This is a genomic window from Gracilimonas sediminicola (genome assembly GCF_024320785.1).
Classification (GTDB): Bacteria; Bacteroidota; Rhodothermia; order Balneolales; family Balneolaceae; genus Gracilimonas; species Gracilimonas sediminicola.
The window spans coordinates 211501-237417 of the sequence record NZ_JANDBC010000002.1 but is presented as its reverse complement, the minus strand read 5'-3'; the positions used below and the strand labels follow the sequence as shown (position 1 = coordinate 237417).

Here is a 25917-nt window from a genome sequence, read left to right as displayed (position 1 = left end):
TAATGTCTGCTTCCTACACGAATCGGGTGCGCGTACGATCTTGTGGGTTATTGCTGAAAGACGAAAAACTGCTGCTCGTAGAACTGATGTCTCCGGTTACCAACGAATGGACCTGGATTCCACCGGGTGGCGGAGTTGAATTTGGAGAGTCGCTTGAAGATGCTCTTATCCGCGAATTTGAGGAAGAGACCGGAATCCAAATATCTGTTGGTAAGCAGGTTCATGTCAATGAAGTAATCCACGGATCTATTCACGCCATTGAGTTCTACCATAGAGTGAATCAGAAGGGCGGTGAGCTGGTACTTGGTAATGACCCTGAACTGGATCCTGAAAAGCAGATAATAAGGAATATCGGGTTTTTTGACCGGCAGGAAATTGAAGAGATGACCATGGCTCCGGATTATATTAAATCAGCTTTCTGGGAAGAGCGGAATCTCTAAGCGGGTTTATTCTTGGGGACTGTAAAGCTGAATGTGCTGCCTTCTCCAACCTGACTGACAGCCCAAAACGCTCCATTATTTTTTCTGATAAAGTCTTTGCATAGCATCAGCCCAAGGCCGGTACCTTTCTCTGCATTAGTCCCATCCGTGGTATAAAAACTTGATTCTTCAAACAGCAGGTTAAGCTTATCTTCAGGAATGCCTATTCCGGAATCTTTGATGTTAAATTGAATGAAAGTGTCGTTCTGTTCTGCCCAAAGGGTAATTTTCCCTTTTTCCGCGGTAAATTTTATGGCATTTGAGAGCAGGTTTAACACCACCAGTCCAATCATATTCTTATCTGCAAATACGCTGATATCTTTAAGATTATTTTGAATCCCAATCTGCTTTTCTTCGGCTTGTGATGCCAGCAGTTTCTCGTTTTCTACTACCAGTTCTTTTAGGTTGAATGGCTCAGGAATAACTTTGTAACCTTCGAGCTGACTTCTTGCCCAGTTCAATAAATTGTTGAGCAGGTTGGAAGTATATCGGAATTTGTCATCCAGTTCGGGGATTAGCTCTTGTATCCTTTCTTTAGAAAGTTCATCCATTTGGTTTAGGGTGATAAAACCATAAAGCGAACTTAGCGGGACTCTTAGATCATGCGCTATAATGGAGAAAAGATGCATCTTTATGTCGTTCATTTCCTCCAGGCGTTTAGACTGAAGTTCAATCTGATCGTTTTTTACCCTGAGTAAGTCATTCGCTTTTTTACGAAGCCGGGAGTTTCGATACTGTGCGTAAGCAACAACAACAGCAATAAATAAAAGCGACAGGCTAATACGAATCAATGTATTTCTGTTTGCTACCTGGCTTGCATTCTCTATGTTTTGCAGCTGCTGCGCTTCTCTCATTTGAAGTTCTTTTTCACGGAATTCGTATTCCGCTTCCAGTCGACCAACCTCGCGGTTTATCTCATCATTATTCAGGCTGTCGGAAAGATTCTTGTGCATTTCATGGAAATGAAGGGCATCTTGGTAGTTGCCTGCAGCGTTATGAATTTGGTACAGTGTTTCGGCCGATATGTTTTTTTCAGGAAGTCCGCCTTGTTCGCTGGCAATATCAAAGGCTTGCTTTCCAAAGCGTAAAGCTTTATCAAATTCACTTTGCTGTAAATAGGTTTTGGCAATACCATTTAATGATTGAACCTTTTCGAGTTCATTTCCCAGTTCTTCATATTTGTTTATCGACCGGTTGAAATAATCCAGAGCTGTGGAATAATTTCCCCACCTAAGATGAATTTCACCCAGCTTAAAAGTAGACAGGCCAATCGCACGCTGGTCAAAGTCTGCACCCTCAAAAAGTATAACCCGCATAAGTTGCTGCTCAGCCTCCTCTAATTGATCCAGCTCATAATAGATGAAGCCAAGATTTACAGGAATGGAAATGGTGGAAGACTCCAGTGCACGAAGGGAATCAAGTTCAGAAAAGATCTTCAGAGCCTCCCGGTAGTCTTCCAGTTTAAGGTAACTTACTCCAATATTGTTCAGGTTCTGAAAGATGCCCAAATCATTTCCCAGTTCCTTAAAAAGGTTGTAGGCTTCAAGGAAATAACTGAGTCCGGGCTGATAACTTCCTCGTGCGGAATATGAAATTCCAATAAGCTGGTTGAGCTGAGCTCGTTCGCGTTGAAATTTTTCGTTACCCGCTTCTTGTAATGACTGACGGGCTATCTCTGCCGTTCTCTGGTAATCGCCGCGGTTGTAATGAACGATAGCCTGTAAATACCGGGCATTTAATTTACCCTTGACGAAATCAGCCTCTTCGGCTTTCATTGCTGCTTGGTCAGCATACTTCAGCGTGCTATCCATATCCGAAAAACGATAGAAAGTAGCTAACTCTATGAGTGAATTAACCAGGGTGGTATCTTCCAATGAGGCATTAACAACATTTCGGAGACTGTCTGCCCGGTCGGATTGAGCAAACCCTAAATCGGTGGCACAAAGTATCAGCCAGAAGAAAAAGCCATATGTAAGTTGCAGATGATTCAATAGAACTACGTCTCATTAGTTGTGACCTAAATAATTCTATTCAAAATGATTATCAACAGCTAATAACGAAAATTATACAACCTTAATCCGAAAAACATCAAAGCTTGCAAAACGCTTATCAAAGCCCGCTTCTTTCCTTATATTCAAGAAATTCTAACCAACATATAAACATGAAGAAGCTATTCATTCTACTTTTTGCTCTCGGAATTTCAATCAGTGCCTGTACAAATACGGGGGATGTAAAAACTTTTGTAAATGCCAACGGTTACACATTCTCCGATGATTCTCTGGTCACCTTCACAACCATGATTATCGAAGACGGAAAAATTAAAAAGGTGGGTGGACAAGAATTGTCAGATGGTGCCAGCGGAGAGATTATTGATTTAGCCGGAAAGACGGTACTGCCCGGTTTGATTGACGCCCATGGACACGTAATGGGGCTTGGGTTTCAGGAGCTGAATGTGAATGTAGCCGGAATTGAGTCACTGGAAGCTACACTTGATACCATCAAAGCATATGCAGAGGCAAACCCGGAGCTGGACTGGATTCAGGGACGTGGCTGGAATCAAACTCTGTGGGAGGAAAATGAATTTCCAACCGCTGAAGATCTGGATCGCGTAGTTCCAGACCGACCGGTGTACCTTTCCAGAGTGGATGGTCATGCAGGTTGGGTGAACAGCAAAGCCTTGGAACTGGCTCAAATAAGTAAAGACACTCCGGATCCACAGGGCGGTAAAATCATTCGGGATGGAAACGGGGAAGCAACCGGTGTTTTTGTGGATGCGGCTGAAAACTACATCATGGAAATTATTCCCGACCCCACTGAAGTTGAAAGAAAGCGTGCGCTGGAGGAGGCTTTGGAACAAATGGCCAGCATGGGATTAACCTCTGTTCATGATGCCGGAGTAAGCGCAACGAACTGGGAGATTTATAAAGAGTTTGCCGGTCAGGGAAAAATGACAACCCGTATTTATGCCATGATTGGTGGGATGACCGCTTTTGAAGAGCTTTCTCAAAACGGGCCGGTTGATTCGTATGCGAACGACCGGTTAGCCCTCAGAAGCGTGAAGCTCTATTCGGACGGTGCCCTCGGAAGTCGTGGAGCTGCCATGATTGAACCTTATTCCGATGATCCCGGAAATCGGGGCTTGCTCTTTGCTGATCAACAAGAATTTAACGAAACCATGATGACCACGGCTTCAGCCGGATTTCAAACCAACGTACATGCCATTGGGGACCGGGCAAATCGTGTGATTCTGAATGCTTTTGAACATGTACGCGATGAGCTTGGCAACCAGGGACTTCGTCACAGAATTGAACATGCACAAATTGTAGCACTTGAAGACATTCCGCGATTTGCAGAGTTGGATATCATAGCTTCCATGCAACCCCGCCATGCCACCAGCGACAAGAACATGGCTGTTGATCGTGTGGGTGAAGAACGTATTGAAGGCGGATATGCCTGGCAGACATTTCTGGATCAGGGCACTATTGTAGCTGCCGGTTCTGACTTTCCCGTTGAGCCATCTAACCCATTTTGGGGCCTTTATTCATCTGTAACGAGAATGGATCATGACGGGAACCCTCCGGGCGGCTGGTATCCGGATGAATCTCTGAGCAGAGCGCAAGCTCTCAAAGCTTTTACTATTGATGCAGCCTATGCAGCTCACCAGGAAGAAGTACTTGGCTCCATTGAAGAGGGAAAGTGGGCCGATTTTGTAGTTATCGATCAGGATTACTTTGAGGTACCGGCGAGGGATATTTACAAGGTAGATGTTCTGGAGACCTGGGTTGCCGGCGAAAAGGTATATTCCAAGCAGATTGATTAAATTGGGAACATCAGTTTTAGAAGCCGGTTTAAGGTAATGAACATCTAAAAAATCAATATTTATGAAGTATAGAATAACCACATTTACTTGTTTGTTGCTTTCTGTTTCCCTGTTTCTGTTTTCGTGTAATACCACCAACAGCGACAAAAACCCACCGGAAATGCCACCGCCTGAGTCAATGAAAGTTGATATGTCAGAGATGGAATCGGCTTCTAACAAAGCAGTTTCAAAAGCGGCTGAATCTAATTTCAATACAGCACTATTTGCCGCCGGAGTAGCTAAAGTTATTTTAGAAGCGAACCTGGCCGTTCCGAGGGCTTTGATGACAGCCGCTCAAAACAAATCAGCTGAAGCCGTAAATGGCAATGAGTGGGAGTGGAGCTACACCACGGCTGCCAACGGTGAGAATTACGGAGTTCGGTTAACAGCCAGTGTGGAATCTACCGAAGAAGTAACGTGGAATTTCTATGTTACCAATTCTGAACTGGGATACGACAATCAGTTGTTCTTTACCGGAACTTCAGATTTTGATGCCACTTCAGGCAGCTGGACTTATTTCGATTTGGAATCGGGTCGGGAAGTATCGGTAGTAACATGGGAGCGCACTGAAAGTGAAACTTCGGTTGAACTGGAAGTTAAAAGCGACCGCAATGATAACCTTGGCGATTCCATCAGCTATGAGTTTGACGGAACCGTAAAGACCGTTGTGTTTGTGGACGTTTCAGAAGATGAAACCACAACCATCAGCTACAACACTGAAACTATGACCGGTTTCATTATTTCACCTAATTATAATGAAGGCGCGAAATCTTGCTGGGATGAGAATCTCAACAACACAACCTGTAGCAGTTAACAGCCGTTTATAGATCTTCAAAGAAATAGTTTAAGCCTCGTCTTTAATTGGACGAGGCTTTTTGTTTTATAAGAACTTCTGAAACCATATATTATATGTACAATATATGTAATAATTATTCAGGAGGCATTTATGGAAGGCAAACAAAATCCGTTAAGGGGGAGAGGAGCATCCGACAATCCCGTCAATCGTTTTGAAGGAAATTATATTGATTATGATGTGGATGAAGAAACGGGCGAAAAGCCATCCCCAAAAACACAGCTCATCAGGGATGACACTAAAACTATAATCACCTACAACAAGAGTGAAGACATCAGTTTCAATGCCAGCATTAATCCCTATCGCGGGTGTGAGCATGGGTGTATCTATTGTTATGCGCGGCCTTTTCACGAATACTTGGGGTATTCATCCGGGTTGGATTTTGAATCCAAGATTGTGGTGAAGTACGACGCTCCCGAGTTACTCAGAAAAGAACTGAGTTCCCCAAAATGGAATCCCCAGGTAATTGCTATGAGCGGTGTAACGGATGTATATCAACCTTTGGAACGAAAGCTGGAATTGACAAGAGGTTGTCTGGAAGTAATGGCTGAGTTTCGAAATCCGGCAGGACTAATCACCAAAAATCATTTGATAACCCGCGACATCGATATTCTTTGTGAGTTGAATGATTACAACTGCGTGAGCGTGACGATATCAGTTACTACGCTGGATAAAGATTTGACCGGTGTGATGGAGCCAAGGACTTCACGACCGAACCGCCGGTTGGATGCCATTCGTCAGCTGGCGGATGCGGGGATACCTGTTGGCGTAAACGTGGCTCCGATCATCCCGGGACTAACCGATCACGAGTGTGCGGAGATTCTGGAAAAAGCATCGGCAGCAGGGGCATCATTTGCAAATTATATCATTCTACGGCTGCCCTACAAAGTGAAGGACATGTTCCAGGAATGGTTGGGGCAGCACTATCCGGAGAGAAAGAGGAAGGTGCTGCGCAAGATTTTGGATATTCGCGATGGAAAACTAAACAGCTATGAATGGAAAGAACGAATGAAAGGGAAGGGGAATTTTTCAAAACAAATTTCCGATCTGTTTAAAGTGCAGACTAAAAGGTTGGGGCTCAATGAGAAGAAACGATATCTCTCCACAGATCATTTTAAAAAAAGCACAGGCACACAACTGAAGTTGTTTTAAGTAGCATTACAATTATTTAACAGAAAAAAAGAAACTATTAGGAATTTTCTTCGTCTTAATACTGTGTTAAGTAGCTTTTTATAAGCCCGATATCTTAATAACGAGAGCGAAACCTTTAGAAAAGTAGCTTTTTCAACATATTAGCCCTCAAAACAGATATCGGGTTTTTTTCTTTCCTGATAAAGCGGTAATTCATCCAATCTTTAAATTTGTACCGTATTTCTAATTTGACATTTGACTACCTGGAAATTACAATTCAGGAGCCAATCTAAAACTCTCATAAGAGGAGGATACGTTATGAATGAAGAGACAGCATTTCTCGATGCCGCAGAAAGCGGCGATATTAAAACCATCCAATCACTTCTTCAAGATGGTATAAACGTGAACACTAAAGACAACCATGAACGAACCGCCCTGTTGAAAGCCGCCAAGCACGGGCATATGAATATAGTTGAGCTTTTAATTAAGAACGGTGCTGAAATCGATCACCGTGACAACAGGGGAACGTCGGCTTTGTATTGGGCTTCGACGAACGGACATTATGATATTGTACAATTATTAATTGAGAACAGCGGAGATGTGGATGTTCACGATGACCGCGGATGGTCAGCTAAAGACCAAGCTATAACGCATCACCATGATGGCGTTGTAAATTTATTAAATGAAGCCGGAGCTCATTAACCGGAAAACGAACAGTAGCAATCATTATTAAAAGCTCCATCGAAATTCGTTGGAGCTTTTATTTTATTCTTTAGCGTAAAGCAAAAAGATAGTTGGCCGCTTATCCAGATCCGGTAGCTTCATAGATTCCCACTCAGAAATATGCTTCGAAATAATTTCCTCCGAAGGAAGTGTGATATCAGTGGCAGTGCAAAGCCGGGTGGCCGGTGAACAAACGGAAATAGCATCTTTAAGAAGCTCGTTATTTCGGTAAGGAGCTTCCATAAAAATCTGGGTGCGGTCGTGCCGCCTGGATTCACCTTCCAGCTGGGTAATCATCGACTTCCTTTTTTTCTGATCCATTGGCAGGTAACCGTGAAAGGAGAATTGCTGGCCGTTGAATCCCGAAGCCATAAGGGCAAGCAGGATAGAAGAAGGCCCCACAAGAGGAACCACATTTATCTGATACTGATGTGCCAGTTTCACCAATCGCGCTCCGGGGTCAGCAACTCCGGGTGCTCCGGCTTCGGAAAGAATTCCGGCATCCCGGCCATTGAGCAGAGGTTTTAGAAACGAGTGTATTTCTTGTTCGGGTGTGTTTTTATTGAGGGGATAGAAATCTATCTCGTACTCCGGAACGGTATCTCCAACCCATTGAAGGAAAGAAGTGGCGGTTTTCAGGTTTTCCACCATCAATACATCGAGTTTTCTTAAGACCTCCAGCGTGTACTCTGGGATGGTATTGTTTCCCGGAGTTTTGCCTAAGGTGGAAGGGATCAGATAAAGCGTGCCGGTATTCATTAATCTACCCGTTCGATTTCAAATTTCTCATCATTTTCGTCTGCGACTTTTCTGCGCACATATCGGTTTACAAAAAAACCGGAAATAACCGTCACTACCAAACCGATGAATGCAACACTCATATTAAAAAGTGATGTGCTTTTTTGAATATTGAAAGTGGGATAAAGCACAATTTCCTGGAAGGCTCCTTTTTGATAACGGATAGGGATGTTATTGGTCTTCATGAGTTCCTGCGCCATTTGTACAGACAGAGAAAGCCGCCGCTCAATCAACTCATCCTCGGTTTCGAAGCGAATATCAACATACCCATTACTTTGAGCCGCAATCTGTTTGATATCAAAGTCAGTGACTTCGGCAAGATAGGTGGTTCCATTTTCATAGGTATCAATGGAGCTTTGGTAAACCAGCCCTTGCTGAATAACCAGAAATAAAAGATAAGCCGGAACAGCCCAAAAGAAGTACAGGAGTCGGTAATTATTCATCGTTTGCGGCCATTTCATTTTGTGTAGTTTCGTAGAGAGCAGGGTCCCAAATCAGCCTTTGCTGGTAATCTTCCTGCATGTGGTTGGCGCTCATATGCACCCAGAACCCAACAGGAAGCTGATCAAAAAATACCGCTTGTACCGAGGTGTGCCCATCATAAATTGAGGTTCCAAAATCGATACCTCCCAGCAGACCCATCCGGTTGTCGTAAATAGCGCCATAGTCTTCGAAACTGCGGGAAATAGGTTCGGACCCCATCGGCCAGCGGAGTTTCTCTTTAACGGCTTCAGACACTTCTTCAGATAGAACCCGGTTCTCTATGAGTCGGGTCATCAAATCCGCCAGTTGCCTGGTGGTAGCCTGCGGAAAGTATGCCAGTGCATCCCGTTCCTGCATAAAGGTGAGAGAAAGCCGGTCATCATTAAACTGATTTTTCACCTGCTGATTATATTCTTCATCATCCCTTAATTTTTTAGCTTCAGAAATGGATTGTTCAGCAAAATCTGAAAAGCTCATGCTGCTCAATGCTGCTGTATCATTCAGAGACGGGTTGATGCGCATATACATACCACTGAAGGGAAGAGGCAGCGTCGTTTCAGGCATTCCTACTGTGTCAATCAGGGTTCTGATATTTTCTTCACCGAGTCGGAACCAAAGATAATCCGCTGAAACCAGGTCGCTGTTTTGGAGCATGGCCAGAACCACATCATCAAGTGGGGCCGTACCGCCTTCAAATTCTTCAATTAGCTTATTGTGATTGTTCTCACTGATCTCGGGCAGGGCAAATTTCTCAATTTCTTTCAGGCTTATGGTTTCATCAGGATCCAGAAGTCCTTCAGCAACCTGCCGTTCGTATTCCATTAGCAGGAACAGGTTCGAGGTGGCACCAAGGGCGCGGGGAATATCCTCCTGATAAAAAATCCCGGAATCGGGGTCGTTAACATTGTATGAAGTAATGGAAACCCACTCCGGATGCTCGCCTATAAACTCTGCCAAACCGGCAAGGGAGTAGGTATTCTCGATATACTGGCTGCCTTCAGCCATTCCTTCTTCGTTTTCAAAAAGGGTTTCAAAGCCGGAATAATTGAGGCCTATGACCAAAGCAAATACTAAGGCGGCCGCAGCCAGAAAGGTGAACAGGAACTTAAGTGCTCTCTTCAAGAAACAGGGTATTTAGTCGGATTAATATTAGCTCTAAAGATACGAAGAAGAGTAAAGCTTATCTTGAATTTTGAAAGGAATTCTTTCTTGTTCAAACTACCAAACCGAACACGGATGAAGCGGATTATTATGGATTAGAAAACCTGGAATTAGCCTTCCAAAACCTCCCACCTCATTCAACTGCAATAGCCCGCAATAGGGCAAGTGTCCACTTGTGCGGTGGTGTATCAGATTTACATACTCTGGGACAGGATCGATTCGGCGTATATCAACAAAAACGGACCTCTTCTGTCTTCTTCTTATTAAGGAGAAGGACTTCTAATCCAGGTTCAGTCCTGAAATTCCTGAATCACATTCCCGCAATAGCCTGCATCATAATGGCACACAAGTAAGCTCCATAGGTACCTAAAGCATAACCCAGAACGGCGAGTAATACACCAACCGGGGCTAACGCTGAATGGAAGGCCGAAGCTACAATAGGAGCGGATGCTGCTCCCCCTACGTTAGCCTGACTTCCAACGGCAACAAAGAAGAAAGGCGCTTTAATGAGCTTTCCAACCGTCAACAATACGGCTACGTGGATCAGGATCCACACGGCACCGATTACAAAGAAACCGGGTGCATCCAGCATGGATGCAATGTTCATTTTCATCCCGATGGTCATTACCAGGATGTACAGAAACAGGCTTCCCAGTTTAGAAGCTCCCGCACCTTCAAGATTTCGAACTTTGGTAAACGACAGGATAAGTCCGCCGGTAGTAGCTACTACTACAATCCAAAAGAAGGAAGAGTTCAGGCTTAAATCAGCCAGAGCCGGTGCATTTTCATCAATCCAAGGAGCGATGGTGTCACCTGCAAGGTGGCCAAGAGCCACGATCACGAAAGCCACTGCAATTATTTTAGTGAAATCCACCAGGGTTGGAACCCGGGCAATGTTGGCCTGATATTCAGCGATGTTGTGTTTCAGTTCATCGATAGCAGAAGCATCGGCTTTAAACCACTTATCCACCTGCTCGGATATGCCGGCACCGTAGAGCAGAAAAGCCATCCAGATGTTGGCTACGATGATATCCACCGTAACCATAGCGCCGAAAAGATCGGTACTCGGCTCAAACACTTCCAGCATGGCGGTTTGGTTCGCCCCGCCGCCAATCCAGCTTCCGGCCACGGTTGCAAGTCCGCGCCAAACGGCATCAGGCCCGGTTCCGCCTACAATTTCAGGACTGATGGTTCCCACAATAAGCAGGGCAATGGGGCCGCCAATCATGATACTTCCGGTTCCAGCCAAAAACATAATGACTGCTTTTGGCCCAAGGTTCATAATTCCTTTGAGATCTATACTCAGGGTGAGCAGTACCAAACTTGCCGGCAGTAGATATCGGGAAGCTACATAATAGAGATTGGAATCGGCTTCAGAAACTACCCCAAAAGTAGTCAGCAGCGAAGGGATGAAGTAGCACAAGAGCAGCGAAGGCACAAACTTGTAGAATTTCTGCCATTTGGGATTATCACTGTGAGAGGTAATGAAAATTCCGGCCAGTATAGCCATCAATAGTCCAAAGGTAACCGCATCGCTGGTGATTAGTGCTGAATCCATGAAGTAAAATTTGTTCTGAATTTAATGTCGAGTGAGGATACAAAATTCTTGGGAATGAGGCATGTACTCATTCATCCCTTAAAAACCGTAAAAAAATGGTTAAATAGAGCTTTTCTATAGGGGATTGGGGTAAAGAGTCTTTATTTTCTGCGCTCACTCATTCATCAATAAACTTTCTAGAATTAATGATTGTATCCAAATTCGGAGGCACCAGTGTAGGCACGTTCGATGCCATGCAGCGCAGTGCCAAAATCGTTGCGTCTGATCCGGACCGCCGGCTTATTGTAATTAGTGCGACTTCCGGCACCACCAACGACTTAGTAGCCCTTTCAGCAAGCCAGTTAGATTCTACCCAGCGGGAAGAACTTCTTGGCAGTATAGAGAAGCGCCATCTTGCCATTATTGAGCAATGTAAAGAGGAAGAGAAGCTCAGAGATGCATTTTATACCGAGTTTTCCGGGCTGCGCGAACATCTTGATTTTGTAGGACGTGATAAGCGCTGGAAAGATGCCTTGTACGCTTTCGGTGAGTTGATGTCCACACGGATTTTTGTTGAAGTACTTAGAGAAAACGGAGTGGATGCCAAGTGGCTGGATGCCCGCAATGTGATGAAAACCGATTCCACCTTTGGGAATGCAGAGCCCATTCTCGCATCCATTAAAAAGAAGGCCGATAAACATATTCAGGTAGGGAAAACTTATCTGACCCAAGGCTTTATTGGTTCGGATGTATTTGGGAATACAACCACACTTGGCCGGGGCGGGAGCGATTTTTCAGCCTCTTTGTTTGCCGAAACCGTAGGTGCCGACACCTTGGAGATCTGGACAGATGTAGCCGGCGTATTCACCACCGACCCCCGCATTGTGCCCGATGCCTTTCCGATTAACGAGATCACGTTTGATGAGGCAGCTGAGCTTTCGGTTTTTGGCGGGAAAGTGCTGCACCCGGCAACCTTAAAACCGGCAATGAGAGCAGGGGTAAACGTGCGGGTAGCTTCCAGCTCCGATCCCGAAAATCCCGGTACATACATCGTTAAAGATGCGGAGAAAAAGCCACCTATTCGGGCAATTTCTCTTCGTAAAGATCAGACCTTACTGACGGTAAACAGTTTGGAGATGCTTCACCAGCATGGATTTCTGGCACATTTGTTTAAGGTGCTGGCAGAGCATAAAATTTCGGTTGACCTGGTAAGTACCAGTGAGGTAAGCGTGGCGCTCACCCTGGATACGGCTGTAAATGCGGCCAACAAGGTAGAGTTAAATGAGGATGTGCTGGAAGAACTCGGCCGGTTTGCGGAAGTCATCGTGGAAGAGGAGCTTGCATTGATTGCTCTGATAGGGAATGACTTACAGAAAACCTCCGGAATTGGCGGCCCGCTATTTACTGCCCTGGAAGAGTATAACGTCCGGTTAATTTGTCATGGGGCCAGCCCGAATAATCTTTGTTTTTTGGTTGAGCAGAAACAAGCTGAAGATATCGTGCGGATGTTGCACGGGAAATTTATCACTGAATAAGAATCAGATTTATGAAAATTGCAGTTATTGGAACAGGAAAGACCGGTGGAAAAGTGGTGGAGCTTTTGGGAGATGAACTATCCGAAGCTTTTGACTCATCGAATCCCCCCACCGTAGAGAAACTTCAAGTAGCAGATGCGGTTATCATTTTTGTGCCGGGAGATGCCGTACCCGATGTACTGGACACAGTGATTGAGGCCGGCATCCCGGCCGCATGGGGAAGTACCGGTTGTGAGTGGCCAAACGATTTGGAGGAGCAGGTAAAAGCCAAGAATGCGAAATGGATTATGGCTTCCAATTTTAGCCTGGGAATGAATGTAATCCGTAAAAGCATCGAGGCTATTTCGGCGGGATCAAACATTTTGAAAGACCCGGAATTTTATATTCACGAAGTGCATCACGTTCATAAAAAAGATGCCCCCAGCGGAACGGCACTGTCCTGGAAGGAGTGGTTGGATAAGGAAGCAGAAGTAACCTCAGCCCGGGAAGGTGATGTTAAAGGAATTCATGAACTGACCCTGAAAACAGAAACAGAAGAAATCACCCTAAAACATAAGGCCTTAGACCGTGCTTTATTTGCAGAAGGGGCGATTTGGGCCGCAAAGCAACTGGTTAACCATTCGAAGATGGAAGCAGGAATTCGTACCTTTGGGCAGTTATTTGATCAAGTAATGGAGGAACAAAAATAATGGAAAATTTTCCACTGTGGACGGCTATTGTCACTCCGATGAACACAGACGGGAGTGTGGACTATGACAGCTTTGAACAGCTTCTCAGAAAACAGGAGGAGGCCGGCAATGGCGTATTGATTTTGGGCAGTACCGGAGAAGGGCTGAACCTGAATGAAGAAGAAAAAAGAGAGGTTGTCGAGTTCACCAAGGATCTGAATCTGGATGTTCCGGTTATGATTGGAGTTGGTGGCTTTAACCTTCCTGCTCAGGTCGATTTCATCCACTTTTGCAATGAAATAAAACCTGATGCATTACTATTGGTAACACCTCTTTATGCAAAACCGGGAGCTGAAGGTCAGTTTGAGTGGTTCAGTGAATTGATGGCTGAGACGGATGTTCCCTGTATGCTTTACAATGTACCTTCCCGAACGGGGGTAAAAATGCATCCGAGTGTTCCCGCCCGCCTCAGTAAAGAATTTGATCACCTGATGGGAGTGAAAGAAGCCAGCGGAAGTGTAGAAGAGTTCAAGGCTTTCCGCCGCGAAGCACCCGATGTTAAATTCTACAGCGGTGATGACGGCATGACTCCGGCTTTTAGTAAAGAAGGCGGTATAGGCTTGGTTTCCGTAGCTTCAAATGTATGGCCTAAAGCTACTCACAAATATGTGGAACTTTGCCTGAAAGGAGAAACGGAAGGATTATTCCCTTTATGGAAGAATGCAACGGACGCCTTATTTAAAGCCCCGAATCCGGTTCCGGTAAAAGTTCTGCTTGGCAAAAAGAACTGGATAGCTACTGATACTGTTAGGTTGCCATTGTCGCTGGGTGATATTTCTGAAGAAGTGGAAGCCAACCTGGCGCAAGCGGATGAGGATATAGCAGCGTGGCTTGCTAAGCAATAAAATTAGTATTTAGTCATTCTGAGCCAAGTGAAGAATCTTCAAAAGTTTGGTTAGCGAAGATCTTAAAGACTGCTTGGAATGTCACAATCAATGAATTCAATAAACAAAACTATAGAATGAGTTACGAAGATATTTTAGATCAACTGGAAGAAGGAACCGTAAGAGCAGCCAACAAAACCGAAAATGGCTGGGAGGCAAATGTAGAAGTGAAAGAAGCTATTCTGGCCTCCTTTAAAGATGGTGAAAATACTTCCTATGAAGGCATTTATGAGGGTTTCGTAGATAAACACAACCTGCCTCCCCGGTATTTTGGTCCTGAGGACGGTGTGCGTTTGGTTCCGGGTGGTTCATCCGTTCGCAGAGGGGCTTTTGTTTCATCCGGTGTAATCATTATGCCGCCGGCTTATATCAATGTTGGTGCTTATGTGGATGAAGGTTCAATGGTTGATAGCCATGCTCTCGTGGGTTCTTGTGCCCAGATTGGGAAGAATGTACACCTTTCAGCCGGAGTGCAGATAGGTGGAGTATTAGAGCCTGTTGGGATGAATCCGGTGATCATCGAGGACGATTGCTTTATCGGGGCCGGATCTGTAATTGTGGAAGGAATTCTTGTGAAGAAAGGAGCTGTTATTGCACCCGGAGTTACGCTTTCCAAAGCCGTTCCTGTTTATGATACGGTGAATGAGAAAGTTCTGGAGCGCGGTTCAGCTATTCCTGAAAATGCAGTAGTTATTCCCGGAACCCGTCCTGTGAGTAACGATTGGGCTAAAGAAAATGGACTCAGCATGTCCTGCCCGATTATTGTGAAATACAGAGATGAAGGAAGTAATGCTTCGCTGGAATTAGAAGAAGCTCTTCGGTAGTCATGTGATAACGTGTTTACGTGTTAACGTTTATAGATAAACACCCAATTACTTTAAAACCCAGCACTTTAACACGTAAACACTTTAACACTTTTCAGACTGCCAGAGCCTTGTTAGCTATTGCCAATCCTTTCACAAACGCCTGAATTACGGCCTCAAGGGTGTCAGGTGAAGCGCCCTTAGAGGTAAAGCGATGTCCCTCTTTCTCAAGGGTTAGGGTTACAATAACCAATGAGTCGGTATCGGGACTCAGGATTTCCACTTCGTGATTTATGACTTCAAGCGGGAGGAAGCCATCCGTTTCTGATTTGATAGCAGTAAGAATGGCATCAATGGGTCCAACACCCTGATCGAGGGAGATGATTTCGTCTTTGTCTTCAATTTTCAGCTTCACGGCTGCACTTACCAGTCCGTGTTTACGCATGGTAAGCTTGTAATCCACTACCTCAACAGGGTATTCGAGATCTGCATCCTCATTATAAACCAATGAACGAAGTACCTTAATCTCTTCCTCTTTTAGGGTTTTCCCTTTTCGGTTGATGTTATTCACATACTCATCATACAGCTTGGTATGTCCCTCGTCCATATTGACGTTCTCAAAGCCGGTGTTACGTGATTGACCCCAGCTGTTCTTTTGCATGTCAATAAATCCGGACTCAATATATTGCTGAATGCGTTCGAGGTTTGGTGGGAGTACCGGAGAGGAGAGAGAGTATTTGGCCACGATATGTGAACTCTTGAGCCCGGTACCTGTGAGCACGAACAGGCATTTCTTTCCTTTAAATTGATCCAGGTTGTTTTTGAAGGTGGCAAGCGGAATGGCACAAGCCGGTTCAGTGAAATAACCTTCCTCAACGGTCATTTCCTGCATCGATTCGAGCAATTCATTCTCGGTTGCGGTAAAGGCAAGTCCGTCCGTTTCCTCAATTCCGCGGAATACTTTATAGAAATCAAGCGGATCGGCTACGGCAACCGCATCCGCCATGGTATTTACCTGCTCTTTGACGATTTTATCCTTCTTAAAAATCCCTTCCACCACCGGTGAACTTTGTTCGGGTTGAACTGCTACAAAGCTTGGGATCTTATCAATCATCCCGGCTGCCTTCATCTCTTTGTAGCCTTTATAGATGGCAGCGAAGTTGGTTCCGGCACCAATGGGTACAAAGATGTAATCGAATTCGGTGTCACCCTGCTCATATAACTCATAGGAGAATGATTTTTGTCCTTCCTGACGGAAAACATAATCTCCGGCAAGGTAGTAATTTCCGGATTTGGCAAACTCACGACACAGTTTCTCACATGCCATAAAATCACCTTTAATCTTTATGATGGTGGCATCATAAATGGTAGCCTGTGCCAGTTTTACTTCCGGTGTTTTTTCCGGCACAAACACGAAACAAGGAATTTTAAAATAACAGGCATAGGCAGCCACTGATGCAGCCATATTTCCGGTAGAAGCCAGGCAAATAGCATCAGCACCCAGTTCCAGGGCTTTTTGCACTTCTATATAACTTCCCCGGTCCTTAAAGCATCCGGTGGGATGTTCAAATTCAAGCTTGGCGTACAGTTCAGCATCATATTTCTCGGAAAGACGATCGAGCTTCTTCAGCGATGAATAATGATTTTTGAGAGGATCTGGTAAAATCTCTTTCAGCGGATACTGAATGTGCTTCTCGGATTTGTTGTACTCAATATCCAGAACTCCTCCGCAATACGTGCAATAGGTGCTGGTTTCTCTCTCGTCATTTTCACGGCCACACATAATGCAGCTCATGGTATATCCAGAATTGCTTGATTTCATGGGATAATGCTATTGGGATTGTCGCAAATAAACTGTTTTGGAAGGTATCAAAAAATTAAGAAAAAAGCGCTTTTTCAGCCGTTCTGATTACAATGGCAGTATAATAATTTCTTCAAAATCCAGGTCCAATTCACTTAAAACCGGAGCTGCAATTTCTTCAATTTCATGCTCTTCGTAGTCATTCAATCCTTCCAGCTTCACATATAGAATATCGTTGTGCTCGTCGATGAAAAACTGTGAATCGGTCGACTCAAAACTGTCTTTCAGGGTTTGAATAAGGAATTCCACATCCTCAATAAAAGCTTTAATTTCGTCTTCGGTAGGTTCGCTCATTTTCCGTAGGTTCTTGCTTATAAATTCAGCCTAAATCTATGAATAATTATTTGGCAAAACTGTGGGAAATTTCCCGGAAACCGGAACGGCTTATTGTAGGGTTGATGTCCGGCACTTCACTGGACGGACTGGATATATGCTTGTGTAAGGTGTCCGGATCGGGAAATAACTCAAAGATTGAAGTGATAAAGTTCACAACGAAGGAATATTCAACCCCTTTGCGAGATCGAATTCGTGCTATTCAATCAAAGGAACAGGTACGTGCCCGGGAATTAACCATTCTGCATACGGAACTTGCCGGGAGATATGCTTCCTGGATTTTGGACTCTCTGAATGACTGGGGTATTGATCCCGACAAAGTTGACCTGATAGCCAGCCACGGCCAAACCATCTACCATGCTCCTGCTCAACTTGAGGAAGAAGAGCACGCCACCCTTCAGATTGTAGATGGAGATCATATTGCTCAAAAGTCAGGAATTATCACTATTTTTGATTTCCGGCAAAAACATACTGCTGTTGGGGGAGAAGGCGCACCACTGGCCGGAATATTTGATGAAGTGCTTTTTCGACATCAGGAGAAGCACCGGCTTTTGCTGAATTTGGGTGGAATCGCCAATTTTACCTGGTTGCCGTCCCATAAAACCGGAGAACCAATTTTGACCAGCGATACCGGCCCGGCCAACACACTCATCAATGAGGCCATGCAAAAATATTTCGATCAGCCTTTTGACGATCAGGGCGAAGTAGCGGCTTCAGGAACGGTTCACTCTGAACTGGTTAGGTATATTTTGCTTGAACCTTATTTTAGAAAAGCATTTTCAAAGACAACAGGTCAGGAAGATTTCAGGCTGGAATTCATCGAAAATCTGATGGAAGGGCATGGCATTGAGCTTGCGAAGAAGGAAGACCTTGTGGCTTCACTAACGGCGGTTACATCGCAAAGTATCAGCCGGGCTTTTGATGAGATAGTCGGTGATCAGGAGTTTGAGTGTTTTGTAAGTGGCGGTGGCATTCACAACAGAACGTTGATGAATGATCTGAAAGAGCGAAACCCCAATGCCACATACAAAGATATAGAAGATCTGGGAATTTCAGCCGATGCCAAAGAAGCTGCCATGATGGCCTTTTTTGCCAATGAGTTAGTGACCGGGGAAGGATTTTCTATTCCGGGGGTTACGGAAGAAAAAATTCATTTAGGGAAGATTAGTCTGCCGGGGTGAAAATCATTGTTTTGAGAACCCTGATTTGCATGATTTTCGGATTACCCGGATTTAGGTGTACATGATTCGCTGAAACAATACTATTCAAGCTCAATTATAGTTGCTCCCTTAGGTAATTTGGAATTCAGGATAGCAATCAGCTTTTTTAGCAACTTAGAAATGTTCTGATAGGTTAAACGATTTACGCTCAAAACTAAAACCGGGATAGAGTAGTTAATAAAGTTTTGTTGATTCTGAAGATTTTTATCCGCTGTTATGAAAGCATCAAAACCATTAGCCAGCATCAATTTTAACAATGCCCCATTTTCTTTTCCCTGCCAGCCCATATCCTGCACGGTGAATACCTCATGCTGTGAAAGGTCTTTCTTTAAAGGGTGAGGGATATTTTCGTCAAGAAGTAGCTTCATACTTTGACTTAAAATCCTGAGAGGAAACTACTTTGCCGGCAATATCTAAAACAGCGATAGCTTGTTTCTTTTCCACTGTAGGATAGTCGTTCAGAAAGGTATCAATGGAAGCGCCTTCTTCGAGGTAATCAAAAAGGATTTCTATAGGAACGCGTGTGCCTTTAAAAACCGGTGTTCCGCCTAAAATATTAGGATTGGATTGAATTTCTTTCATGACAATCTCCTGAAATGATCTGAATAATAGTACAAAAATAAGGGCTGAAATTCATTAACAGCTTTTACGACACAAATGTTATTAGATGGTAGTACCAGGCGGGTACATATTTGCAAGAAAAGGGAAACCCATTAATAACTTCTTTCCGCTTAATCCGTGTTCTATTATTCAGTTTGATTCAATGCCCAAACCAGTTCATCCACAATACGCTCAATTTGTTCTTTGGTGATGACCAAAGGAGGAAGGAACCTTACAACGGTTCCATGAGCGGCATTGCCCAGAATATTATGCTCAAACATTTTATCTATTACAGGCCGGGCGGGGCGATCGAGTTCCACCCCTAACATAAGCCCGAGTCCGCGTATATCTTTAACAGAGGGATAACCGGATAACCTTTCTCTGAGCAGCTTCATCATAAATGCTCCTTTTTCTGCTGCTTGTTCGGTGAGTCCTTCTTCTTCAATGGCATCCAGTGCTGCATTGGCGACATGACAGGCAAATGGATTTCCACCAAATGTGGTGCCATGATCACTGAATCCCAGTGCTGAAGCCACTTCTTCTTTTGCCAAAACGGCTCCGATGGGAATTCCACCTGCCAATGCTTTTGCAGTAGCAACAATATCAGGCATTACATCAAAATGCTGGTAGGCGTAAAACTTCCCGGAGCGACCGATCCCACATTGTACCTCATCTATAATCATAAGGATGTTAAGTTCATCGCAAAGCTGCCGGGTTTTTTTTAGGAATTCACCGTCAATTACATTTACCCCGCCGGAGCCTTGTATGGTTTCAAATCCTATAGCAATGGTATCTTCATCTACTTTTGCTTTCAGGGCTTCAAAATCATTAAATGGAACCTGATCAAATCCGGTGGGCATGGGGTCAAATCCCTCCCGATAGCTCGGCATGCCCATTGCAATGGTTGTTACTGATCGTCCATGAAATCCTTCACTGAGTGTGATTACATTTCCGGACTTTCCGTTTTTCTTACCCCACTTTCGAGCCATTTTTACACAGGCTTCCATGGCTTCTACACCACTGTTACAAAAGAAAACCCGGTCTAAACCGGACAATGTTGCCAGTTTTTCAGCCAACAGACTCTGAGGCTCATTGTAAAAGAAATTGGAGGCGTGCAGCAGCTTGTCAGCCTGTTCTTTAATGGCAGCAACTATTTTGGGGTGAGCATGCCCGAGGTTATTCACAGCCAATCCGCCAAAAGCATCCAGGTATTCGTTTCCCTCGGTATCCCAAAGTAATGCTCCTTTTCCATGAGAGAGGGTAACCGGCAGGCGGTTGTACACCTGGAAGTGGTATTGTTTTTCGAGCTGCTGTGCTTTGTCCATGCGTGAGGTGATGATTTATTTTTATTTGTTATTAATGTCAACAGAATGGAACCAGTGGTTCCGCCATGTGTTACGAACGGGCCGTTCGTAACGAGTGTCATGAGTAACAACTACTAAAAAAGAATTCTCAAATGAGAATTCTCGTTCCCAACCGGCGGTTGGGAATGCATGCCAGAACCTCTGGTTCAACATGATTAATAAGGGCTCATTAAAAATTCTGTAAGGAATCGTCCCGAAATTACTCTTACTGGAAAAAAGTAAAGAGAAAATCATGGGGCGAAGCCGATACAAAATATACGAAGAACATTATCCATACTTTATTACCAGCATGATAAAAGATGGATTGCCATTGCTCTCAAAACCTAAATTATCTCAGATTGTTTTAGATGGCTTTCTTTTCCTTCAGAGTGAAAGAAAGGTAATTATTTACGGATACGTAATCATGGAAAATCATTTTCATGCTATTGTTGAGGGAGAAGATTTGGCTAAAAAATTAAGACTCGCAAAGTCATTTATGGCAAGACGAATGATTGATTGTTTGAAAGCAGATGGGAATTCTAAGTTATTGGCTCAAATAGAATTCAGAAAACTAAAGCATAAGCTTAAATCTGATTACCAAGTATGGGAAGAAGGGTTTCATCCGAAGCAGCTATTGAATAATGAAATGGTAGCTCAGAAATTGGATTACATTCATTTCAATCCGGTAAAGCGTGGTTTCATTGACAGACCTGAATATTGGCGGTATTCATCAGCCAGAAATTATTTGGGGCAAACGGGGTTAATTCCTGTAACCATTTATGCGGGGTAGCTTTAATTCGCTATTTGGAACCAGAGGTACCGGCATGCATTCCGAACGGAACGTTCGGAACGAGAGTGATACAATATTCTCGTTCCCAACCTCTGGTTTGGAACACCTGCCTGAACCTCCGGTTCTACTAACGATTTAACCATTAACGAGTTTTAGCCCAATCCGACCTCGTTCCAGGTCCAAAGTAATGATTTCAAGACTCAGAATATCTCCAACACTTACCACATCATGAGGGTCTTCAATCTTCTTGTTTTCGGCCATGTTGGAGATGTGAAGCAGTCCGTCTTGTTTAACTCCGATATCTACAAACGCTCCGAAATCAACTACGTTCCGAACGGTACCTTCCAGTTTCTGACCTGCTTTAAGGTCTTCCATCTTCATCACATCGGTGCGAAGTAACGGCTTTTGAAGGTTTTCACGAGGGTCACGTCCCGGTTTCTGTAAGTTTTCTATAATCAGCTCCAGGGTAGGAACCCCAACGCCGATTTGTTCAGCTGTTTCTCCGAGGTTCACATTTTTGAATTTGGATGCAATCTTATCCTTCTCTGAAGAAAGGTTTTCGAGATTGATGCCAAACAGATTACAAAGCTTCTCAGCAGCCTCATAACTTTCGGGGTGAATGGCGGTGTTGTCCAATGGGTTCTTGGATTCAGGAATACGCATGAATCCGGCCGCCTGCTGGAAACGGAAATCGCCCACACCGTCAATACTACGAATTTGCTCGCGGTCCATAAAAATCCCCGTTTCCTCCCGATGTTTCACGATGTTGGTAGCCACCCGTTTGCTTAATCCGGAGATGTGAGACAGCAAAGGAGCAGATGCCGTGTTCAGGTTCACCCCAACTTCATTCACACAGCTTTCAACCACATCGTCCAGTTTACCTGCCAGCTGATTCTGATTCACATCATGCTGGTATAAACCGACCCCAATCGATTTTGGATCAATTTTTACCAACTCCGCCAATGGATCCTGAACCCGTCGGGCAATGGAGATGTTTCCACGTTGTGCAGCATCCAGCTCGGGGAATTCCTCCCGGGCAACTTTAGAGGCCGAATAGACCGATGCTCCCGCTTCATTCACAATCAGGTAGTGAAGTTCTTCATCAGGGTGTTTCTCTTTTCGTTTTTGGAGGAAGTCGGCCACAATCTGCTCGGTCTCACGACTGGCAGTTCCATTACCGATGGCGATCAGGCTCACCCCGTACTTATCAATCAGCTTTTCGAAAACAGCTTCTGCTTCTGCTACTTTTTTCTGTGGAGGAGTTGGGTAGGTGGTGGTTCCTTCCATGTATTTTCCATGCTCATCCACTACAGCGACTTTACAACCGCTTCGGAAAGCGGGATCAATGCCCATTACTACTTTTTTGTCGAGTGGGGGCTGCATAAGCAGGTTGCCGAGGTTGGTCGCAAAGGTTTCGATAGCATGTTCATCGGCTTTGTCGGTAAGGTCACTTCTGAGTTCCCGTTCCAGTGATGGGAACAACAGGCGTTTGTAAGCATCTTCTACAGCATCCTGCAGGTATTCCGTGAAAATACTCAGGTCGTTGTTGATCACCAGGTCGTCAATATTCTCGAGCGTTCGTTCTTCCCAAAGTTCCACGTTTACGAACAGGACATTTTCCTTTTCGCCGCGGTTGATAGCCAGAATCTGGTAAGGCTTCATTTTGCTGGCACGGTAAGAGAACTCGTAATAATCTTCGTAATTCGTTCGGTCTTTGACGGCCGGGTTTTTCTTAGTCACGATATTAGCATGCTCGGCGAATACCTTTCGCAGCATTTCCCGCACTTCCAGGCTTTCGTTGATCCATTCCGCTACGATGTCGGTAGCTCCGCCGAAGGCATCTTCAACTGTCTCTACTTCTTTTTCTTTATCGATGTATTCCCTGGCGTATTCAACCGGATCACCTTTCTCAATTTTCTGATCCCAGATAAGCTGAGCCAATGGCTCTAATCCTTTTTCCTTGGCTTTATCGCCCCGGGTTTTACGCTTTTGTTTATAGGGAAGGTAGATGTCTTCCAGAGTAGTCAAATCCGTACAGGCCTTAATTTGCTCTTCCAGCTCAGGCGTTAGTTTATCCTGCTCTTTGATAGATTTAAGAACCGTTTCTTTACGGGCTTCCAAGGTCCGCTGGGTTTCTAAGCCATCTCGGATAGCGCGGATTTGTTCCTCATCCAGTCCATCGGTGGCTTCTTTACGGTAACGAGCCAGAAAAGGAACCGTAGCTCCTTCATCCAAAAACTTGGCTACAGTACTGATTTGCTTAGGTGAAAAATTCAGTTGCTTCGCTAAAAAACTAAAAATAGAAGTATCGCTCATTGATGATATTCGTTTCAAAATTAGGAAGCTGAAAATAAGAACTCGGCTTTAGAATTATGAATTTTAAATGATGAAATTTTCGTCAATCGTTATTTGCTGAATCTATATCCAAACTTCCAATCGAGAGAGCGACCAAGAACGAATAACGATTTCCGAATAACGAAAATAAATATGTAACCTTTTCTATTATCATCAGTGTATAAGGTTGAAAACATAAAGCTCGGGAAATTTACACGGTGGATTCAACTTCGGATAAGGCATTGATGATGAAAGTAAAGAACGGCGACCTGGATAAGTTGGGTCTGTTGTTTGAGCGATATAATCGACCGCTATTCAGTTTTTTCTACCGGATGTGTAAAGAAGCGGAGCTTTGTGAAGACCTGGTTCAGTCTGTTTTTGAGCGCATGTTAAAATATCGGGACACTTATACCGGCGACGGTAAGTTCACCACCTGGATGTTCAGTATTGCCCGGAACGCTCACATCGATCATTACAGAAAGCAGCAGCGGGAAGGAATTCCGGTAGAAATTGATGAAGAACGACTGGAAGTGGATGAGGAAGAAGCGAAGGCAGTGGTCAATAAAAAAGAGAAAAAGGAACTGCTTGAAATTGCACTGAGCCGGCTTGATGAAGATAAAAGAGAGATTATTGTATTGAGCCGTTTTGAAGGCTTGAAGTACAAAGAAATCGCCGATATTCTGGATACTACCGAAGGGGCGATTAAAGTAAAAATGTTTAGGGCCATGAAAGAATTAAAAGATTTGGTAAATACCTTAAATGAGGAATGCAGCCATGAATGAACAACACGAACAATTAATAGCCGACTACCTGGCCGGGAATCTGGATGATGCCGGCAAGACACAGGTGGAAGAGCTGATTGCCAACGGCACTATCGACTTTATGGAGTTTCGTGAGCTCGAGAAACTGCACGAAGATCTGGGTTCTATATCGGCTCCGGCTCCCGGAAAAGAAATGAGCTCGAAGTTCTACGCAATGTTGGAGAAGGAAAAGCAATCCGTTAAAGAGCCCTGGTTGAAGATGGCACAGAATCAGATTCAGCAATTTATCGCAGAGCTTACCATGCCACGACTGGCGTACGGGGTAGTGTTGCTGATTATGGGCGGTTTCATCGGTTCACAACTCAATAGCAGTGACTCTGAAATTGAACAGCTCAGCCAGCAGGTGGAGGATATGCGCGAAATGATGATGGTGAATATGCTGGAAGGAGCTTCGGCTGCCGACCGGCTTAAAGCGGTTTCCATCAGCAGTGAAATGACTTCTGTTGATACAGAGGCTATTCATGCATTGCTATTTACGCTGAATAACGACCCAAGCATTAATGTTCGGGTTCAGGCTATTGAAGCTTTAAAGAGATGGGGTGGTAATGAACGGGTGAGGGAAGGATTGGTGAAGGCCATAGCTAAACAACAATCACCCATTGTGATTACAGAACTCGCCGATGCTATGCTGGAGCTGGAACTGAGAAATTCCGCCCCTGAATTCAGACGCCTGATCGAAGAACGTGACCTTGATTTTACGGTTCAACAAAAACTGGAAAGCAGCATTGCTGCACTGATGTGAGAGAGATTATGAAGACAATATTGTTACTTGGGATATTTTTGGTGAGCACTTCAGCTGAAGCCCAGACATCGGTTTCATCCCAACGGGCGCAGGAGGATGTTGAAATCAGAATACCGGCCTCAGAGTTTAATGCAGAGACCTTCTTTCATATGAAGAATATTAACGGGGATTTAAATGCCGAAGGGTATGATGGAGATGAAATCATTATCACAGGAACAAAAATAGTTACAAGTAAGCCGAGGTTAATCGGTGATTTTAATCCGGATGAGATTTACCTGGACCGGCTTGATGGGAACAACAGTATTTTCATATTTGTACGTCAGCCCGGAATGGAAGTAAAAATCGAGGGGGATAAACTCCATTACAATTACCAAAGAAGAAAGAAAAACAGGTATGGAGATGATGATCGGCTGAATTTTGAATTCAATCTTCAGCTTAAAATTCCGCATTATCTCATGTCAGAGATTTCAACCATCAACGGCGGGGAGGTTGTAGTTTCCGGTATGACTACGGGGGTAAAAGCGAATAATGTAAACGGAAGTGTTTTTGTGAATGATGCGGCCGGAAAAGTGGATGCCAACACCGTGAACGGTAATATCCGGGTTGAATTTGCTGAGGCCCCCGAACAAGATTCTGAATTTCATACAGTGAATGGTACCATCGAAGTGTACGCACCAAAAAATTTGTCTGCTGTTGTAACCTTCAAAAGTTTACACGGTGAACTATATACCGACTTCAACAATATTGAATACTTGCCTAACCGGGTAAATAAAAGTCAGGATGGGACAATCCGGTACAGCATCGAGCAAACATCTCCTATTCAAATTGGCGAAGGCGGTCCTGAACTGCGGTTCCGCCTTTTAAATGGAAACGCTTATATCAAACAAAGAAAATCATAA

The 25917-nt window shown here is 44.3% G+C and carries 25 protein-coding genes; 14 read left to right on the top strand and 11 right to left on the bottom strand.

Translation table 11 applies throughout. The features are described from left to right. The first annotated feature begins 2 nt into the window (after nucleotides 1–2). A complete protein-coding gene (locus NM125_RS10885; RefSeq protein ID WP_255134953.1) occupies nucleotides 3–440 on the top strand; it encodes an NUDIX domain-containing protein in 438 nt (145 codons plus the stop codon). Here the strand turns inward: NM125_RS10885 and NM125_RS10880 are convergent. Then, entirely contained in the window at nucleotides 437–2470 is a 2034-nt protein-coding gene (locus NM125_RS10880; RefSeq protein ID WP_255134952.1) for a sensor histidine kinase, read from the bottom strand. The genes NM125_RS10885 and NM125_RS10880 overlap by 4 nt on opposite strands. A 170-nt stretch (nucleotides 2471–2640) precedes the next feature. Here NM125_RS10880 and NM125_RS10875 point away from each other — a divergent pair, with 170 nt between their 5' ends. The 4 genes from NM125_RS10875 to NM125_RS10860 all read left to right on the top strand — a co-directional run bounded on the left by NM125_RS10875 (nucleotide 2641) and on the right by NM125_RS10860 (nucleotide 7024). After that, complete coding sequence (locus NM125_RS10875) at nucleotides 2641–4299, top strand: amidohydrolase (RefSeq protein WP_255134951.1); 1659 nt, start codon at nucleotides 2641–2643, stop codon at nucleotides 4297–4299. Nucleotides 4300–4360: 61 nt separating this feature from the next. Beyond that, nucleotides 4361–5152, top strand: coding sequence for a hypothetical protein (locus NM125_RS10870; RefSeq protein WP_255134950.1), 792 nt, complete (start codon nucleotides 4361–4363; stop codon nucleotides 5150–5152). A gap of 132 nt (nucleotides 5153–5284) precedes the next feature. Further along, on the top strand, nucleotides 5285–6343 hold the full coding sequence (locus tag NM125_RS10865) for a PA0069 family radical SAM protein (RefSeq protein ID WP_255134949.1): 1059 nt from the start codon (nucleotides 5285–5287) through the stop codon (nucleotides 6341–6343). A gap of 234 nt (nucleotides 6344–6577) precedes the next feature. Next, nucleotides 6578–7024, top strand: coding sequence for an ankyrin repeat domain-containing protein (locus NM125_RS10860; RefSeq protein WP_255134948.1), 447 nt, complete (start codon nucleotides 6578–6580; stop codon nucleotides 7022–7024). Nucleotides 7025–7087: 63 nt separating this feature from the next. On the opposite strand, the gene NM125_RS10855 is transcribed toward NM125_RS10860, so the two are convergent. The 4 genes from NM125_RS10855 to NM125_RS10840 form a co-directional block, all read right to left on the bottom strand. Beyond that, nucleotides 7088–7804, bottom strand: a complete 717-nt coding sequence (locus NM125_RS10855) for an SAM-dependent methyltransferase (protein ID WP_255134947.1) — start codon at nucleotides 7802–7804, stop codon at nucleotides 7088–7090. Then, entirely contained in the window at nucleotides 7804–8286 is a 483-nt protein-coding gene (locus NM125_RS10850) for a hypothetical protein (RefSeq protein ID WP_255134946.1), read from the bottom strand. The genes NM125_RS10855 and NM125_RS10850 overlap by 1 nt, the downstream gene beginning before the upstream one ends. Beyond that, nucleotides 8279–9448, bottom strand: coding sequence for a serine hydrolase (locus NM125_RS10845; protein ID WP_255134945.1), 1170 nt, complete (start codon nucleotides 9446–9448; stop codon nucleotides 8279–8281). Before NM125_RS10845 ends, NM125_RS10850 begins: the two co-directional genes overlap by 8 nt. A gap of 349 nt (nucleotides 9449–9797) precedes the next feature. Then, on the bottom strand, nucleotides 9798–11045 hold the full coding sequence (locus NM125_RS10840) for a DUF819 family protein (protein WP_255134944.1): 1248 nt from the start codon (nucleotides 11043–11045) through the stop codon (nucleotides 9798–9800). A 185-nt stretch (nucleotides 11046–11230) separates the two neighbouring features. Here NM125_RS10840 and lysC point away from each other — a divergent pair, with 185 nt between their 5' ends. Genes lysC through NM125_RS10820 form a run of 4 tightly spaced genes read left to right on the top strand, consistent with a single transcriptional unit; the run spans nucleotide 11231 to nucleotide 14995 of the window. After that, a complete protein-coding gene (gene lysC, locus NM125_RS10835; protein ID WP_255134943.1) occupies nucleotides 11231–12559 on the top strand; it encodes a lysine-sensitive aspartokinase 3 in 1329 nt (442 codons plus the stop codon). Nucleotides 12560–12570: 11 nt separating this feature from the next. Further along, nucleotides 12571–13248 (top strand): dihydrodipicolinate reductase C-terminal domain-containing protein, encoded by a 678-nt coding sequence (locus tag NM125_RS10830; protein ID WP_255134942.1) that lies wholly within the window; start codon nucleotides 12571–12573, stop codon nucleotides 13246–13248. After that, complete coding sequence (dapA, locus tag NM125_RS10825) at nucleotides 13248–14132, top strand: 4-hydroxy-tetrahydrodipicolinate synthase (protein ID WP_255134941.1); 885 nt, start codon at nucleotides 13248–13250, stop codon at nucleotides 14130–14132. Before NM125_RS10830 ends, dapA begins: the two co-directional genes overlap by 1 nt. 59 nt (nucleotides 14133–14191) lie before the next feature. Continuing rightward, nucleotides 14192–14995, top strand: a complete 804-nt coding sequence (locus NM125_RS10820) for a 2,3,4,5-tetrahydropyridine-2,6-dicarboxylate N-succinyltransferase (protein ID WP_255135376.1) — start codon at nucleotides 14192–14194, stop codon at nucleotides 14993–14995. 94 nt (nucleotides 14996–15089) lie between these two features. On the opposite strand, the gene thrC is transcribed toward NM125_RS10820, so the two are convergent. Both thrC and NM125_RS10810 read right to left on the bottom strand, forming a co-directional pair. Next, nucleotides 15090–16796: a threonine synthase gene (thrC, locus tag NM125_RS10815; protein ID WP_255134940.1), complete on the bottom strand. Its 1707-nt coding sequence runs from the start codon at nucleotides 16794–16796 to the stop codon at nucleotides 15090–15092. 87 nt (nucleotides 16797–16883) lie between these two features. Then, nucleotides 16884–17129, bottom strand: coding sequence for a hypothetical protein (locus tag NM125_RS10810; protein WP_255134939.1), 246 nt, complete (start codon nucleotides 17127–17129; stop codon nucleotides 16884–16886). Nucleotides 17130–17167: 38 nt separating this feature from the next. On the opposite strand from NM125_RS10810, the gene NM125_RS10805 reads away from it, so the two are divergent. After that, nucleotides 17168–18349 (top strand): anhydro-N-acetylmuramic acid kinase, encoded by a 1182-nt coding sequence (locus NM125_RS10805; RefSeq protein WP_255134938.1) that lies wholly within the window; start codon nucleotides 17168–17170, stop codon nucleotides 18347–18349. 80 nt (nucleotides 18350–18429) lie between these two features. Here the strand turns inward: NM125_RS10805 and NM125_RS10800 are convergent, their stop codons facing one another. The 3 genes from NM125_RS10800 to NM125_RS10790 form a co-directional block, all read right to left on the bottom strand. Beyond that, a complete protein-coding gene (locus NM125_RS10800) occupies nucleotides 18430–18756 on the bottom strand; it encodes a DUF5615 family PIN-like protein (protein ID WP_255134937.1) in 327 nt (108 codons plus the stop codon). Continuing rightward, nucleotides 18740–18970 (bottom strand): DUF433 domain-containing protein, encoded by a 231-nt coding sequence (locus NM125_RS10795; RefSeq protein WP_255134936.1) that lies wholly within the window; start codon nucleotides 18968–18970, stop codon nucleotides 18740–18742. Before NM125_RS10795 ends, NM125_RS10800 begins: the two co-directional genes overlap by 17 nt. Nucleotides 18971–19134: 164 nt before the next feature. Further along, nucleotides 19135–20313 carry an aspartate aminotransferase family protein gene (locus tag NM125_RS10790; protein ID WP_255134935.1) on the bottom strand — a complete coding sequence of 393 codons (1179 nt, stop codon included), beginning with the start codon at nucleotides 20311–20313 and terminating at the stop codon, nucleotides 19135–19137. 271 nt (nucleotides 20314–20584) lie between these two features. Here NM125_RS10790 and NM125_RS10785 point away from each other — a divergent pair, with 271 nt between their 5' ends. After that, entirely contained in the window at nucleotides 20585–21121 is a 537-nt protein-coding gene (locus NM125_RS10785; protein ID WP_432419287.1) for an REP-associated tyrosine transposase, read from the top strand. Nucleotides 21122–21256: 135 nt separating this feature from the next. Here NM125_RS10785 and NM125_RS10780 read toward each other — a convergent pair whose 3' ends face one another. After that, nucleotides 21257–23437 (bottom strand): Tex family protein, encoded by a 2181-nt coding sequence (locus NM125_RS10780; RefSeq protein WP_255134933.1) that lies wholly within the window; start codon nucleotides 23435–23437, stop codon nucleotides 21257–21259. Nucleotides 23438–23700: 263 nt separating this feature from the next. Here NM125_RS10780 and NM125_RS10775 point away from each other — a divergent pair, with 263 nt between their 5' ends. Genes NM125_RS10775 through NM125_RS10765 form a run of 3 tightly spaced genes read left to right on the top strand, consistent with a single transcriptional unit; the run spans nucleotide 23701 to nucleotide 25917 of the window. Beyond that, nucleotides 23701–24237: an RNA polymerase sigma factor gene (locus NM125_RS10775; protein ID WP_255134932.1), complete on the top strand. Its 537-nt coding sequence runs from the start codon at nucleotides 23701–23703 to the stop codon at nucleotides 24235–24237. Further along, nucleotides 24230–25018 carry a hypothetical protein gene (locus NM125_RS10770; protein ID WP_255134931.1) on the top strand — a complete coding sequence of 263 codons (789 nt, stop codon included), beginning with the start codon at nucleotides 24230–24232 and terminating at the stop codon, nucleotides 25016–25018. The genes NM125_RS10775 and NM125_RS10770 overlap by 8 nt, the downstream gene beginning before the upstream one ends. An 8-nt stretch (nucleotides 25019–25026) precedes the next feature. Further along, the gene (locus tag NM125_RS10765; RefSeq protein WP_255134930.1) at nucleotides 25027–25917 is read left to right on the top strand and encodes a DUF4097 family beta strand repeat-containing protein; all 891 of its coding nucleotides are present in this window, start codon (nucleotides 25027–25029) and stop codon (nucleotides 25915–25917) included.

Coding starts and splice junctions, on each gene's coding strand:
- NM125_RS10885 (WP_255134953.1), top strand. CDS start 3: ATGTCTGCTTCCTACACGAATCGGGTGCGCGTACGATCTTGTGGGTTA.
- NM125_RS10875 (WP_255134951.1), top strand. CDS start 2,641: ATGAAGAAGCTATTCATTCTACTTTTTGCTCTCGGAATTTCAATCAGT.
- NM125_RS10870 (WP_255134950.1), top strand. CDS start 4,361: ATGAAGTATAGAATAACCACATTTACTTGTTTGTTGCTTTCTGTTTCC.
- NM125_RS10865 (WP_255134949.1), top strand. CDS start 5,285: ATGGAAGGCAAACAAAATCCGTTAAGGGGGAGAGGAGCATCCGACAAT.
- NM125_RS10855 (WP_255134947.1), bottom strand. CDS start 7,804: ATGAATACCGGCACGCTTTATCTGATCCCTTCCACCTTAGGCAAAACT.
- NM125_RS10850 (WP_255134946.1), bottom strand. CDS start 8,286: ATGAATAATTACCGACTCCTGTACTTCTTTTGGGCTGTTCCGGCTTAT.
- NM125_RS10840 (WP_255134944.1), bottom strand. CDS start 11,045: ATGGATTCAGCACTAATCACCAGCGATGCGGTTACCTTTGGACTATTG.
- lysC (WP_255134943.1), top strand. CDS start 11,231: ATGATTGTATCCAAATTCGGAGGCACCAGTGTAGGCACGTTCGATGCC.
- NM125_RS10830 (WP_255134942.1), top strand. CDS start 12,571: ATGAAAATTGCAGTTATTGGAACAGGAAAGACCGGTGGAAAAGTGGTG.
- dapA (WP_255134941.1), top strand. CDS start 13,248: ATGGAAAATTTTCCACTGTGGACGGCTATTGTCACTCCGATGAACACA.
- thrC (WP_255134940.1), bottom strand. CDS start 16,796: ATGAAATCAAGCAATTCTGGATATACCATGAGCTGCATTATGTGTGGC.
- NM125_RS10810 (WP_255134939.1), bottom strand. CDS start 17,129: ATGAGCGAACCTACCGAAGACGAAATTAAAGCTTTTATTGAGGATGTG.
- NM125_RS10805 (WP_255134938.1), top strand. CDS start 17,168: ATGAATAATTATTTGGCAAAACTGTGGGAAATTTCCCGGAAACCGGAA.
- NM125_RS10800 (WP_255134937.1), bottom strand. CDS start 18,756: ATGAAGCTACTTCTTGACGAAAATATCCCTCACCCTTTAAAGAAAGAC.
- NM125_RS10795 (WP_255134936.1), bottom strand. CDS start 18,970: ATGAAAGAAATTCAATCCAATCCTAATATTTTAGGCGGAACACCGGTT.
- NM125_RS10790 (WP_255134935.1), bottom strand. CDS start 20,313: ATGGACAAAGCACAGCAGCTCGAAAAACAATACCACTTCCAGGTGTAC.
- NM125_RS10785 (WP_432419287.1), top strand. CDS start 20,585: ATGGGGCGAAGCCGATACAAAATATACGAAGAACATTATCCATACTTT.
- NM125_RS10780 (WP_255134933.1), bottom strand. CDS start 23,437: ATGAGCGATACTTCTATTTTTAGTTTTTTAGCGAAGCAACTGAATTTT.
- NM125_RS10775 (WP_255134932.1), top strand. CDS start 23,701: ATGATGAAAGTAAAGAACGGCGACCTGGATAAGTTGGGTCTGTTGTTT.
- NM125_RS10770 (WP_255134931.1), top strand. CDS start 24,230: ATGAATGAACAACACGAACAATTAATAGCCGACTACCTGGCCGGGAAT.
- NM125_RS10765 (WP_255134930.1), top strand. CDS start 25,027: ATGAAGACAATATTGTTACTTGGGATATTTTTGGTGAGCACTTCAGCT.